We start from the raw sequence: 12,922 nt of genomic DNA, 5'->3' as shown, positions 1-12,922 counted from the left end.
CTGGTCCTTTTGAAAACGATTATCATGTATCTTCGGTGCGTTCCGGGTCCCTGAGAAGAAGCGAGGGCATCGATGCTGCGCTCACCGTCGAGATTCGTCCGAAGCTGGATCACCGCAGCGCTAGTGGGCTCGGTGCTCGTCGGGTGCGGATCGTCCACCGAACCGGCGAGTGAGAAGGCCGCCGCGGCCGGCCCGAAGACCGACGTCACCGTCGAACCCATCAAGGCGACACGGGCGTTGACCGACGCGGGCGGCGTCAAGGTCTCCCTCGAGAAGGAACCGCAGCGCATCGTCTGCCTGTTCGCGCTCTGCGACGACATCCTGACCGAGCTGGGCATCGTCCCCACGGCCACCAACAGCGCAGTCCTCGCCCAGCCCGACTTCCTTGGGGAAGAGAAGGCGAAGAAGGTCGACGTCATCCCGGGCGGGTTCATCGCGCCCGAGGTGGAGGCGATCCTCTCCCACAAGCCCGACCTGGTGATCGGCCTGGAGGACACCCACGGCAAGCTCGCCCCGGCCCTGAAAGGCGTCACCACCTTCTGGCCCATGCAGCCCGAGACGTGGGAGGACAGCGTGGGCTACCTGCGTGATGTGGCCGCACTCACCGGCCGCACCGCCGAGGGCGAGAAGGCCGAGAAGACCTTCCGCACCAAGCTCGCCGAGGCCGAGAAGACCAGGAGCGACAAGACCGCGCTCATCATCTACGGCAGTGACGAGAACTTCGGCGTCGCCACCCCGGAGACGGACGTGGGCGCCAGCCTGTTCCCGAAGCTCGCCGACTACCCCTGGAAGTCCCGTGGAGTTGAGGGTAGTTACAGCCTCGAAGAGATCCTCGCGGCGGACGTCGACGTGCTGTTCGTCGAGACACTGAGCTTCGGTGAGGCGGACGGCAAGCTGTCGGAGAAGCTGGCGAAGAACCCCCTGTGGGGCAAGATCCCGGCGGTGAAGAACGGCGACGTCCACGAGGTGAACTCCGAGGTGTGGGCCAAGGGGCGCGGTACCCGTTCGCTGGGCATCATCCTCGATGAGGCCACGGCCGCGCTGCGGTGAGCGCGCCCACCGCGACGCACACCACAGCAGGTGACCCGGCATCCGGCGGACGGCGATCCGTGCGCGGAGCGGGACTATGGCAACTGCCCGTAGTGGTCACCCTGTTGGTCGCCGCGTCGGCCTGCGCGCTGAGCCTGGGCACGCCGTATGTCCCGCTGCACCGGCTGCCCGGTGCGCTGATGGACGCGGACAGCACGCTCGCCGGGATCGTCGTCACCGAGCTGCGCGTGCCCCGGCTGGTGCTGGCGCTTGTCGCCGGGGCGTGTCTGGGTGCGGCGGGGCTCGTGCTGCAGGAGGCGCTGCGCAACCCCTTGGCCGTCCCCGAGATGCTGGGTGTGTCGTCCGGTGCCGCGCTCGGGGTGGCCGCGCCGCTGGTGCTGTCGGTGTCCCTTCCTGCCGCTGTTCAGCCCCTGTTGGCCATCGGTGGGGCCGCGCTCGGCGGCGGGCTCACGCTGCTCGCCGCGGGGCTGGGGCGCAGTCCGTCCGCCGTGCTGCTCACCGGCGCCGCGGTCGCCGCCGCGTTGCAGGCCGCGCTGCTCGTGCTGATGGTGATGGCCGACCAGCTCGACCTCCAGCTGATCTACCGCTACCTGCTCGGCTCGCTCTCCGCCCGTACCTGGGACGACGTCACCGGGCTGTGGCCCTGGCTGCTCGCCGCGGTCCCCGCGCTCGTGCTGTGCGCGCCGGTGCTCTCGGTGCTGCGGCTCGGGGACGAGGACGCCGAGGCGCTGGGTGTGCGCGCCCAGCGGGCCCGGCTGGCCGCGCTGGCCATCGCCGTCGTGCTGATCGCGCCCGTGACGGCCGTGTGCGGGCCGGTTGCGTGGGTCGGTTTCCTCGCTCCGCACCTGGCGCGGTGGTTCGATCCCGCGGCGGACGCGGTGCGTTGGCTGCCCTGGGCGGCGGCGTGGGGCGCCGTCGTCGTGGTCGTCGCCGATGTCCCGGCCCGCCTTGCGTTGGCGCCCGTGGAGACGCCGGTCGGCGCGTGGACGGCTCTGGTCGGTGTGCCCGCCGGGGTCGCCCTGCTCCGGTCGGGCAGCCGCAGGCCGGCGGCCCGGCGTCGGGCGGCTGGCACCGCTGCCGCGGGCTCGGCGCGGCAGGGCGCCCAAGCCGTGCCCTCCAGTCCTTCGGAGAAGGAGGAGCCTTCCACGGGGGCCCGAGAGGGTGTCCGTCGAGGGGCTCCCGGGAGCGACGGCCCTTCCGGTGTTTCCGCTTCACGCGGTGAGGCGACCGGAGCGGAGGAGGTCCGGTGAGCCGGCGTTTCGCGGTACTCGCCGCACTCACCGTCGTATGCGCCGGTGTCGAACTGGTGGCCGGGCGCGGCATGTCCCCGGCCGTGGTCTGGGACGTCCTCGGCGGAGGCGGCGATACGACGGAACGGCACATCCTGTTCCAACTCCGGCTGCCCCGACTGCTGGTGGCCCTCGGTGCGGGGGCGTGCCTCGGCGTGGCGGGCCTGGTGCTGCAGTCGGCGCTGCGCAACCCGCTGGCCGGACCCGAGGTGACGGGGGTGACGCCGGGTGCGGTGCTCGGTGCCGTCGCCGCGACCGGCCTCGGACTCGCGGGGTGGGAATCGCCCCTCGCCGTGGTCGTCGCCGCGTGCGTGGGCGGCTGCGCCGGGGCCGCGCTGCTGTGGCTGCTCGCCGGACGAGGCCGGAGCGACCCGGCGCAGACCGCCGTGCACGGGGTGCTGGTGTCGGCGGTGCTCGGCGGGCTCACCGCCATGGTGCTGCTCGTCGCACCGGGCGAACTCGGCAGCGTCGTGCAGTGGCTCGTCGGCACTACGGAGGGCCGGGTGTGGCAGCACTGGCACCTGCTGTGGCCGTGGGCGCTGGCCTGGGGTGCCGCCGCCTGGCTGCTGGCCGGACCGCTGACCCTGCTGCGCTGCGGGGACGACATCGCCCTCGCCGCCGGGCTGTCCGCCGCCCGCGCCCGGGCGCTCGCCCTGCTGTGCGCGGTGGCGCTGACAGCGGGTGCGGTGGCCGCCGTGGGGGCGCTGGGGTTCGTCGGGCTGCTCGTACCGCACCTCGCCCTGGCCGTCTTCGGCGCCGACCTGCGGGTGACCCTGCCCGGCGCCGCCCTGGTGGGCGCGGCCGTGGTGTGCGGGGCGGACGCGGCGGCGCAGCTGTCCTCGCGGCTGCTGGCGGCCGCACTGGACTCCGGGCGGCTCACGCTGCCGGTCGGGGCCCTCACCGCCTGCCTCGGGGCCGCGCTGCTGCTGCTCGTCGTGCGCCGCGCGCCGAGCCGTACGTTCTGATGTCGACTGAAGGACAGAGCATGACCGAGTCCGTGGGGATCCGCGCCGAGGGGGTCCACTTCGGTTACCCCGGCCAACCCGTGTTGCGGGGCGTCGACATGACCGTCGGGCCGGGTGAGCTGACCGCCCTCATCGGCCTCAACGGCTGTGGGAAATCAACCCTGCTGCGGCTCGCCGCCGGGCTGCTGCAGCCGGACGAGGGGCGTGTCCTGCTCGCCGGGGACGACCTCGCCCGGCTGTCCCGGCGCGCCACCGCCCGACGGGTCGCGCTGCTGCACCAGTCGGCCCCGGCCGTCCCCGGCATGACGGTGCGGCAGCTCGTCCGGCAGGGGCGGTACGCGGCGCGCGGTCCGCTCGGCATGCTGCGCGAGGGCGACGATCCCGTCGTACGCCGCGCACTGCGCGACGTCGGTGTGGAGCAGTGGGCTGAACGTGATGTCGACGCGCTGTCCGGGGGTGAGCGCCAGCGGGTGCGGCTCGCGATGGCGCTCGCCCAGGACACCCGGGTCCTGCTGCTGGACGAGCCGACCACCTACCTGGATCTGCACCACCAGCTCGACGTGCTGCAGACGGTGGTCCGGCTGCGTGAGGAACGCGGCCTCACCGTGGTGATGGTGCTGCACGACCTGGCCCACGCCGCCCGGTTCGCCGAGCGGATCGTCGCGCTGCGCGACGGCCGGGTGGTGGCCGACGGCACGCCGAAGGAGGTCGTCACGCCGGGGCTGCTCGCGGACGTCCTCCGGGTGGCCGGCCGGGTCGGCCGGGACCCCGAAGGCGGCTGGCCCGTGTGTTACCCAGATCACCCTCTCCTGGCACTAGAATATGAAAATCATGTTCATTAGTGTTCTTTGTGTGGCGCTCCCCAGAGCGACCCATCTCCCTGACGAAGAAGGAGAGTTCATGGACAACGAGAAGGTCTTCGCGCCGATCGCCGACCCGGGTCAGCTGGCTCACGCCTCGGCCACGCACTCCAACGCGCTCGTCGAGAACCCCTTCGAGGACACCGAGGAGTAAGCAAGGGTCCAGCGCCCTCGACCGTGGGCCCGTCCGGCACCGTGCGGGCGGGCCCACGCCCTTCCAAGGCCCCTTCCCCACAGGAGGATCGACGTGTCCCGCAGCCAGCTCGCGCCCGGTGTCGAGGTCGTCGCCGTACCCGGGCGGGGGCTCGCCGTCCGCACGGTGGAGGGCGAGTTCCTCAGTGTCAGGACGGGGGACGCGGACGAGGACGCCCTGCTGTCCCGCCTCTCCGGTACGACGACCGCAGCTGAGCCGGACGGCGAACTCAACCGCATCGTCCGGGCCTTCGAGGGCGCCGGGTACCTCGCGGGTGAACCTCAGCGCCCGCGATGGCCCGCAGATCGCCGGGACATCCGGCTGCTGGGCGACGCCGTCCTGACCGAACCACTGGCCGTGCTCCTGCGCGCGCTGGGCGCCGAGCCGCGAACGGCCGTGCACAGCGGCACGTCACCGTCACCTGACGACCTGTCCGCCGGAGATCCCGCCGCCGTCGTGTGGTGTCTCGACGGGCCCGTGCCCGAAGGGCTGTGGGACGCAGCCGACCGGCTGCCCGAGCGAGGCATCGCCTGGCTGCGCTGCCACCGCGAGGGCTGGCAGGCGTACGTCGAGCCCCTCGCGGCCGCTGCCGGGGACGTCACCTCGGCACACGTCCGGGCCCGCCGGCTCGCCGCCACCCCCGCGCACCGGGAGCTGGCCGCCTACTGGAGCGGGCCTCGTACGTCCAGTGCGCCGGTTCACCTCACCGCCCCCGCCGCGGGGCTGCTGGCCGCTCTGCTCGCCGACGACCTCAGCCGGTGGATCACCGGCGCGCCCGACGCGGACGGCCTCCCGGCCCGGCGCCGGCTCCGGCGCGTCGACCTGCGCACGCTGACCGTCACCGAGCACCCGGTGCTGCCCGTTCCCGACGTCGCCCCGACGCCGAAGCAGGCCGGATGACGCTGTTCACCGTGGCCGTCGAAGGGCTCGCCACCGACATCCACCTCCCGGACGGCGACGGCCCCTTCCCGGCCGTCCTCATCCGCACGCCCTACGACCGGACACGGCACCGCGCCGAGCTGCGCGGCTGGGCCCGCCGCGGGTTCGCCGCACTGGTCCAGGACGTACGGGGCCGGCACACGTCGCCGGGGGAGTGGCACCCGTACGAGAACGAGGCCGCCGACGGAGCGGCGACCGCCCGCTGGATCCGCCGACAGCCATGGAATGACGGGCGGTTGGTCGCCGTCGGCGCCTCCTATGCCGCCCACTGCGCCCTCGCGCTCGCGCTCGACGCGCCCACGGACGCCCGGCCCGACGCCGTCATCGCCGCCGTGCCCGCGCTGGGCCCCGCCGAGACGGCCCGCGAGCCCTCCGGCGTGGAACGGCTGCTGGCCCGCGCCGGATGGTGGGCGGCCCACGGCGACCGGCCGGACTCCGACGGCAACGCCCTGGACAAGGCCCTCGCCGCGGACCCCGGCCTGCTCACCCATCTGCCGCTGACCGGCCTCCCCGACCGGCTCGGCCGGAGCCTGCCCTCGTGGCCGGGCCTGTGGCGGCACCGCGAACGCGGCCTGCTTCTCTCAAGAGCGGAGTACGCCGGGATGCCCCTGCTCGCGGTGGGCGGCCACCACGACCACTTCACCGAGGACACTGTGACGCTGTGGCGCCGCTGGGGCGGTCCGTCGGCGCGGCTGCTGCTGGGACCCTGGGGGCACGGCCTCGTCGCGGAGCCCGGACCCGACGCCGATCCGGCGCACCGGGTGAGCCTCGGCGAGCTCTACGTGCGATGGGCCCGCCGCGCTCTCGCCGGGGACCTCGCTCCCGGGCGGCGTGGCGTGGTCGGCCTGGGCGGCAGCACTCTGTGGGTGCCCGCCGACGCAGAGGGAGAGCCGCGCACGCAGAACGTACGTCTGCTGCACGGCTGCTCCTTGACGGCCGATCCCGAACGCCCCGTGTCGTCCGAGGACCTGGCCGTTCCCACGAACGGTCCGCCCGACCGCTGCCTGCTGGTCACTCCGCCGCTGCCGCGTCCGCTGGACGTGGTCGGGCCCGTGGAGGTGCGGCTGCGGGCGACCGCCCACACGCCGTCCGCCGACTGGGCCGTCCGGCTCGTCGCGCTCACCCCCGAGGGGGTTGTTCAGCGGCTCGGCGTCGGGGTCGTCCGGCGCGAGGAACCGCCAGGAAGGCAAGCCGAGTTCACCGTAGGACTCGGCCGGCTCGCGCGGCGGCTGCCCGCGGGCACCCGGCTCCGCCTGGAGATCGCCGGGCACCACTTCCCGGCCCACGCCCGCAACCCCCACACCGGCGACGACCCGGTCACGGCCACCCGGCTGCTCCCCTCCCGGCGCGAGGTCGACGCCGGGAGCGTGGCGCTCCGGCTGCCCGTGCTCCGATCCCGTCCCACGTCCGCCCATCCCGCAGAGGAGATCCCGCGATGACGGCGCTGCCGCTCGAAGCACTCGTCGACCCCGTCTGCGGCATCGTCCGCGACGTCAAGCCCGTCGAGCACCCCGTGGGCGCACCGCCCCGCTACACCGCGCTCACCGCCGAGATCGCCGACGCCCGCCTCCTCGGCCTGTGGCCCGCCGACCGGGTGTCGCTGGGCACCACCTTCGGCGACCCCGAGAGTTCTCGAACAGCCGCGATAGCCGAAGGGATCGAGCGGTACTGCGGCAACCGGGTGCCGCCGCCCGGCCATCCCGACGCCCCCCTGCGTGCCACGGCCGCCGAACTGACCGAGAAGGGGCTGCGGCTGTACGGGCCGGACGAACTGCCGGCCTACGCCGACTGGCAGTACGCCCGGGAGAAGTTCCCCTACCGCCCCTCACCGCCGACACGCCGTACCTGTGGACGCGTGGCACCGAACGGCTGCCCGAGGGCGGGGCCGTCGAGGTCTGGGCGCCCGTCGCCCTCACCCACCTCAACTGGCGCCAAGGCGAGTTGCGTTCACTGCCGCGCACCCACCACCTCAACTACGCGGGCATCGCCACCGGGCAGGGCTTCGACGACGCGGCCGAGCGCGGCCTGCTGGAGATCGTCGAACGCGACGCGCTCGAACTGTGGTGGCACCTCGACGGCCCTGCCCGCGGCATCGATCCGGGCACCGTGCCCGGCCTCACCGACGACCTCGCCGGATCCGCGCTCGACGTCCATCTCGTCGAGATGCCCTCGGAGTTCGCCCCCTGCATGGCCGCGCTCGTCCACGACCCCCGGCTCGGCCTGTACGCCGCCGGTTTCGCCTGCAAGTACGACCCGGCCGAGGCCGCCCGCAAGGCCGTCCTCGAAGCCGTCCACACCTGGGTCTTCACCCGAGGTCTCACCGACCCCGACGGCTGGGTGTTCCAGGCCGTCGAGGCCGGGCTGCTCGCCCGCGGGCTGTACCTGGACCACCGCGAGGACGGCCGCTATCTCGACGTGTGCGGCGAACAGTTCGAGCACGTACGGGACCTGGGCGCGCACGTCCAGGTGTGGCTGGACGAACGGATGACGCCCGAGGCCCGGCGGTTCACCGACCCCGCGCACGGGACCGTCTCCATCGACGCGGTCGAGCCCGGCAGCCGGGACCGGCTGGAGCGCGCCCTCCACGAGGGCGGCCACCGCATCATGACGTTCGACCTCACCACCGAGGACGTGGCCGAGACGTCGCTGCGCGTCGCCCGGGTCCTCGTCTCCGGGCTCCTGCCCAACGCCCCCGCCGCCTTCGGCTACTTCGGCTGCCCGCGCCTGGCCGAGGCGGCCGTCACCCGCGGCTGGCGGACGACCGCGCCCAGCGCGCCGGAGGACTACACGCTGGCTCCTCCGCCGCACATGTGAAGGACCTCCTCCCCGTGGACCTCCTTCCTGAGCGCGTGGACCTCGTCACCGCCCTCGCCCGCGCCCGTTCACCCGAGCGGCCCGGCCCGGACACGTCCGCCGGTCCCGTCGTCCGCGCGTGGCCGGGACCGCCGCACGCCCTGCCGCAGGCCGCCCCCGGGCAGCTGGACCTGGGCCGACTGCTCCGCCTCTCCCTGGCGGCCTCGGACGGCTCCGGGCGGCTGCGGCCCGCCCCGTCCGCCGGCGGGCTGCACCCGGTGGACGCCGTGCTCGTCGTGGGCACCGGCTGCCCGCTGCCGCCCGGGCGCTACGGCTACGACCCGCTGGGCCACCGCGTGCACCGCCTCGGTCCCGAAGCGGACGGCACGCTGCCCGGGGCGACCGTCGAACTCTCCGTCACCCCACGGCGCACGGTCTCCCACTACGGCCACCGCGCCTGGCCGCTGATGCTGCTGGACACCGGGCACGTCGCCGCGGCGCTGTGGCTCGCGGCCCGTGCGCTGGACATGGCAGAGCCTGTACTCCGCTTGGACGGGCTGAGCGATGGCCCTCTGGCCGCACTGCACTTCACCCTGCCGCAGAAGGCAGGCCGGGTTTCTCAGCCTGAGGGGCCGAGCCGGCCCATGGACAGGCCCGCCCCCGGCGAGCTGCTGGCTCGCCGCAGCGCCGCGACACCGCTCACCGGCACCCCGTCACGGGACGTTCTGCGTGCGGTGCTCGCCACCGCCGTCCAGGCGAGCGCCGGTGACCTCGCCTGGTGCGCGGCCGTGGGCGAACCGCGGCCCGAACTGGTGGAGTCGGCCCCCGACGGCACACTGCGGCGGCTCGCGGCGGGGGAGGCCCGGCCGACGCTCGCCGTCTGGGCCGCGGGTCAGGCGTGGATCGCGGACGCGGGCGCCGTCCTCCTCGCGTACGGCTGCCCGGCAGACGCCGACGCCGCGCTGATCCGCCGAACGCACCTACGGGCCGGCTTCGCCGTCCACCTCGCCCACCTGGCCGCCGTACGACACGGGCTGGCCGCCCGGCCCGTCGGCTCCTGGCAGCAGGCGGACCTGGGCGCTGCCCTCGGCGCCCCACCGGACCGGGACTGGATCGTCCACGGCCTGGCCCTCGGCACCACCCACCCCGACGAGGAGAAGACCTCGTGATCGTCCACCCCGAGCTGCGCCGCGCCGCACGGCACGCCAGGCGCCCCTTGGTCGCGGCCACCCTCCTACAGGCGGCCGTCACTCTCACCCACCTCGCGCAGGCCGTACTGCTGGCAGTGGCCCTCGCCGACCTGGCCCGCGGTGAAACGGACCGGCTCCCGCTGCTCCTCAGCGCGGTGCTCGGCGTCGTCGCCGCACGCGCCGGGCTCGGCAACCGGCAACGGCGCACCGCCACCCGCGCCGGGGCCAGGGTCAGGGTCGCTCTGCGGGACGAACTCCTCGCGCACCTCGGACGGCTGGGCCCCGCGCACCTGACCAACGCCCGCGCCGGAGCCGTCCGCACCACCCTCGTCGACGGCGTGGAGGGCGTCGACGCCTACGTCTCCCGCTACCTACCCCAGCTCCTGATCACCCTCACCGTGCCGCCCCTGCTGCTCGCCGCCTTGGTGGTCATCGAACCGGCCGCCCTCCTCGGCCTCGTCCCCGCACTCCTGCTGGCCCTGGTCGGGCCGCGCGCCTGGGACCGGCTCCTGGCCCGGCGCGGCAAGGAGCACTGGGACACCTACGAGGAACTGGGCGCCGACTACCTCGAAGCACTTCAGGGCATGCCCGCCCTGCGGGCCGCAGGCGCCGTCGGGCGCACGCGGGAGCGGCTGGAGAAGCGGTCGGCGGCGCTGCACCGGGCCACCGTCGCCCAGCTGCGTGTGTCCCTCGTCGACACCGGCCTCACCGACCTGGCCATCCAGGGCGGCACCGCGGCCGCCGCGCTGCTGGCCTCCTGGTCGGCCGTCTCCGGATCCACCACGGCGACCGGCACATACCTGGTGCTGCTCCTGGCCTCCGAGTGCTTCCGTCCGGTCCGCGACCTGTCCCGCGAATGGCACGCCGGCTACCTGGGCGTATCGGCCGCCGACGGGCTCCGGGCGCTGCGCACCGCCGAACCCGCCGTCCCCGACACGGGAACGGCAGCGGCGCACTGGCCGGGCCCGCCCGAACTGCGCTTCGAAGACGTCGAGTTCACCTACGACGGTGCCGATACGCCCGCGCTCCGCGGCGTCTCCTTCACCGCCGAGGCCGGACGTACGACCGCGATCGTCGGCCCGTCCGGCGCCGGCAAGTCCACGCTCCTCGCCCTGCTCCGGCGCCACCACGACCCGCAAGGCGGCCGGATCACCCTCGACGGCCGTGATGTGACCGAGTTCGCGTTGGACTCGCTGCGGCAGGGCATCGCCGTCGTCTCCCAGGAGACGTACCTCTTCCATGCCACCATCGCCGACAACCTGCGCCTGGCCCGGCCGGGCGCCACGGACGACGAGCTGACGCGCGCCGCACGCACCGCCGGCATCCACGACGAGATCGCCTCCCTCCCCGACGGCTACGCCACCGTCCTCGGCGAACGGGGCGCCACCCTGTCCGGCGGCCAGCGCCAGCGGCTCGCCCTCGCGCGGGCCCTGCTGGCCGACGCTCCGGTGCTCGTCCTCGACGAGGCCACCAGCGCGGTCGACGAACGCCGCGAGGCCGACATCGTCCGTGAACTGCTGGAGGCCGCGGGGGGCCGGACCGTCCTCGTGGTCGCCCACCGGCTCGCCGCCGTCCGGCACGCCGACCGCATCGTCGTCCTCGACGGCGGACGCGTGGACGCCGTCGGCGAGCACACCACCCTCGTGGCAGCCGGGGGCGTCTACGCGGAGCTCGTCAAGGCGGGCCACGCTCACCAGGGAGGGCTCGCCGCATGAGCAGCAGCACCACCACCGATCTGCCCGCACGCGGCTCACTGCGCGCCCTGCTCCCCGCCCTCGCCGGGCACCGGATCATGATGGCCCGCACGTGCGGCGCCGCACTCATCGAACAGGGCTCACTCGTCACGTTGCTGACGCTGGCCGCACACACCGTCGGAACCGCCGTCATCGAGGATCGCGCCCCCTCGGCCGGTACGGTCACCGCGCTCACCGTCCTCGTCGTCGTACGCGCCCTGATGACCTGGCGCGAAATGGACCTCAGCCACGACCTTGCCTACCGAGTGCTGGCCGAACTGCGTGTGCGGGTCTTCGACGGGCTCGCCCGCAGCGCGCCCGCCCGCGTCGCCGGCCGCCGCAGCGGGGACCTTGCCGCCACCGCCATGGCCGACGTCGAGGCACTGGAGTTCTTCTACGCCCACACCACCGCCCAACTCCTCGCATCGGGAGCCGTGTTCACCGGCGGCGCCGCTGTTCTGGCCACGGTGGAGCCATGGCTGCTGGCGGCGGTGTTGCCGGTTGCCGCGCTGCTCGCCGCGGCGCCCTTCGCCGACGCGCGCGGACGTGCGGCGCGCGGAGCCCGCACCCGGGCGGCCGCCGCGAAGCTGTCGGCCGACACCGTGGAGACCGTCGACGGGCTGCGTGAGCTGCTCGCCTTCGGAGGGATGGCCGAGCGGCGCCGCCGACTCGCCGAACAGGGCCGGCAGGTGGGGGAGGCCCAGAGGGCCGAGGCCACTTGGGAGGCCATGGCCGCCGCGGTCCGCGACCTCCTCATCGTGCTCGCGGTCCTCGGCGTGGTGGCCGCCGCGGCACAGTCCGTGACCTCCGGGCGCCTGCACGGCGCCTGGGCACCGGCGGCGATGGCGCTGGCCCTGTCGGTGCTGGGCCCCGTCGCCGAGTCGGCTCGGGCGCTGAGCCAGGCAGTGGGACTGCGCGCCGCCGCCGCCCGCGTCGGCGCGGCCGTGCAGGCCCCCGCTCTCGCCCCGCGGCCCGCCGCACCCCGCCCGCTTCCCCCCGGTCCGCTGGGCGTCCGGCTGCACCAGGTGAGCTTCGACTACGGCGGTCAACCCGTGCTGGACGGAGTCGAACTGACAGTCCGCGGAGGGCAGACCCTCGCCCTGGTCGGTGTCTCGGGGGCCGGCAAGTCGACCTGCGCCCACCTGCTGGCCCGCTTCTGGGACCCGTCCAAGGGCACCGTCCACCTGATACCCGGCGACGGCGAGCCCGTCGACGTACGTGATCTGAGCGATGCCGAACTCCGACGAGCCGTCGCCGTGGTGGGCCAGGACACCCCCCTCTTCCACGGCACCCTCGCCGACAACCTGCGGCTCGCCGCACCAGAGGCGGACGACGACCTCCTCGCCGAAACCGCCCGGCTGTGCGGCGTCGACCGCATCGCCCCCATGGAAACCCTCGTCGGCGAGCGCGGCTCCACCCTCTCCGGCGGCCAGCGCGCCCGGATCGCCCTCGCCCGCGCGCTGCTCAAGCGGCCCCGCGTCCTCGTCCTCGACGAGACCACCGCCCACCTCGACAACGCCGGCGACGCCCAGCTCGCCACCGCGCTCGGCAAGGAGAGCCGCACCACGATCGTCATCGCCCACCGCCCCGCCACCATCCGCCGCGCCGACCGCATCGCCGTCCTCGAAGCCGGCCGCATCACGGAGGAAGGCACCTGGGACGAACTCACCACCCGCCCCGACAGCGCACTGGGCCGTGTCCTCGCCGTCACCTCATCCTGAGCGCGGGCCCGACCTGCGGGAAGCTCGACCACGCGCGTACGGAAGAGTGTCCAAGCCTGTTCGTGCCATGGTCGACGACGGACTGCCAACACGGCGGGCCGCGAGGCTGTCCGTCAGGGGAGCGCGTTCCGATGCAGAGCCGTCGAAGGGCACACGGGCGGCGTCGCGTGAGCAATCCCTATGAGGGCC

10 protein-coding genes and 1 pseudogene are annotated in these 12,922 nt (G+C 74.3%); all 11 read left to right on the top strand.

What is annotated here, in order from left to right; all coding sequences use genetic code 11:
- Positions 1-72: 72 nt before the first annotated feature.
- Entirely contained in the window at positions 73-1,050 is a 978-nt protein-coding gene (locus IF78_RS0101400) for an ABC transporter substrate-binding protein (RefSeq protein WP_031475525.1), read from the top strand.
- A gap of 104 nt (positions 1,051-1,154) precedes the next feature.
- Entirely contained in the window at positions 1,155-2,300 is a 1,146-nt protein-coding gene (locus tag IF78_RS0101395; RefSeq protein ID WP_234439691.1) for a FecCD family ABC transporter permease, read from the top strand.
- Positions 2,297-3,304: a FecCD family ABC transporter permease gene (locus tag IF78_RS0101390; RefSeq protein ID WP_031475529.1), complete on the top strand. Its 1,008-nt coding sequence runs from the start codon at positions 2,297-2,299 to the stop codon at positions 3,302-3,304. The genes IF78_RS0101395 and IF78_RS0101390 overlap by 4 nt, the downstream gene beginning before the upstream one ends.
- A 20-nt stretch (positions 3,305-3,324) precedes the next feature.
- The gene (locus IF78_RS0101385) at positions 3,325-4,146 is read left to right on the top strand and encodes an ABC transporter ATP-binding protein (RefSeq protein WP_031475531.1); all 822 of its coding nucleotides are present in this window, start codon (positions 3,325-3,327) and stop codon (positions 4,144-4,146) included.
- 58 nt (positions 4,147-4,204) lie between these two features.
- Positions 4,205-4,318 (top strand): streptamidine family RiPP, encoded by a 114-nt coding sequence (gene amiA, locus IF78_RS49380; RefSeq protein WP_244889785.1) that lies wholly within the window; start codon positions 4,205-4,207, stop codon positions 4,316-4,318.
- 93 nt (positions 4,319-4,411) lie between these two features.
- Positions 4,412-5,257: a hypothetical protein gene (locus tag IF78_RS0101375; RefSeq protein ID WP_031475533.1), complete on the top strand. Its 846-nt coding sequence runs from the start codon at positions 4,412-4,414 to the stop codon at positions 5,255-5,257.
- A complete protein-coding gene (locus tag IF78_RS0101370) occupies positions 5,254-6,735 on the top strand; it encodes a CocE/NonD family hydrolase (RefSeq protein ID WP_031475535.1) in 1,482 nt (493 codons plus the stop codon). The genes IF78_RS0101375 and IF78_RS0101370 overlap by 4 nt, the downstream gene beginning before the upstream one ends.
- Positions 6,732-8,110 (top strand): annotated as a pseudogene (locus IF78_RS43230) (YcaO-like family protein). Before IF78_RS0101370 ends, IF78_RS43230 begins: the two are co-directional and overlap by 4 nt.
- Positions 8,111-8,124: 14 nt before the next feature.
- Positions 8,125-9,258 (top strand): nitroreductase family protein, encoded by a 1,134-nt coding sequence (locus IF78_RS0101360; RefSeq protein ID WP_031497961.1) that lies wholly within the window; start codon positions 8,125-8,127, stop codon positions 9,256-9,258.
- Entirely contained in the window at positions 9,255-10,994 is a 1,740-nt protein-coding gene (locus IF78_RS0101355) for an ABC transporter ATP-binding protein/permease (protein ID WP_031475539.1), read from the top strand. The genes IF78_RS0101360 and IF78_RS0101355 overlap by 4 nt, the downstream gene beginning before the upstream one ends.
- Positions 10,991-12,733: an ABC transporter ATP-binding protein gene (locus tag IF78_RS0101350; RefSeq protein ID WP_031475541.1), complete on the top strand. Its 1,743-nt coding sequence runs from the start codon at positions 10,991-10,993 to the stop codon at positions 12,731-12,733. Before IF78_RS0101355 ends, IF78_RS0101350 begins: the two co-directional genes overlap by 4 nt.
- Positions 12,734-12,922: the final 189 nt, after the last annotated feature.

Origin of the sequence: Streptomyces bicolor, assembly GCF_000719285.1 — a bacterium.
Taxonomy (GTDB): Bacteria; Actinomycetota; Actinomycetes; order Streptomycetales; family Streptomycetaceae; genus Streptomyces; species Streptomyces bicolor.
This window is presented reverse-complemented; position numbering and strand designations above follow the sequence as displayed.

What these genes read in the sequence shown, in the direction of transcription:
- IF78_RS0101370 (WP_031475535.1), top strand. Translation starts at nt 5,254, where the DNA reads ATGACGCTGTTCACCGTGGCCGTCGAAGGGCTCGCCACCGACATCCAC.
- IF78_RS0101400 (WP_031475525.1), top strand. Translation starts at nt 73, where the DNA reads ATGCTGCGCTCACCGTCGAGATTCGTCCGAAGCTGGATCACCGCAGCG.
- IF78_RS0101385 (WP_031475531.1), top strand. Translation starts at nt 3,325, where the DNA reads ATGACCGAGTCCGTGGGGATCCGCGCCGAGGGGGTCCACTTCGGTTAC.
- IF78_RS0101350 (WP_031475541.1), top strand. Translation starts at nt 10,991, where the DNA reads ATGAGCAGCAGCACCACCACCGATCTGCCCGCACGCGGCTCACTGCGC.
- amiA (WP_244889785.1), top strand. Translation starts at nt 4,205, where the DNA reads ATGGACAACGAGAAGGTCTTCGCGCCGATCGCCGACCCGGGTCAGCTG.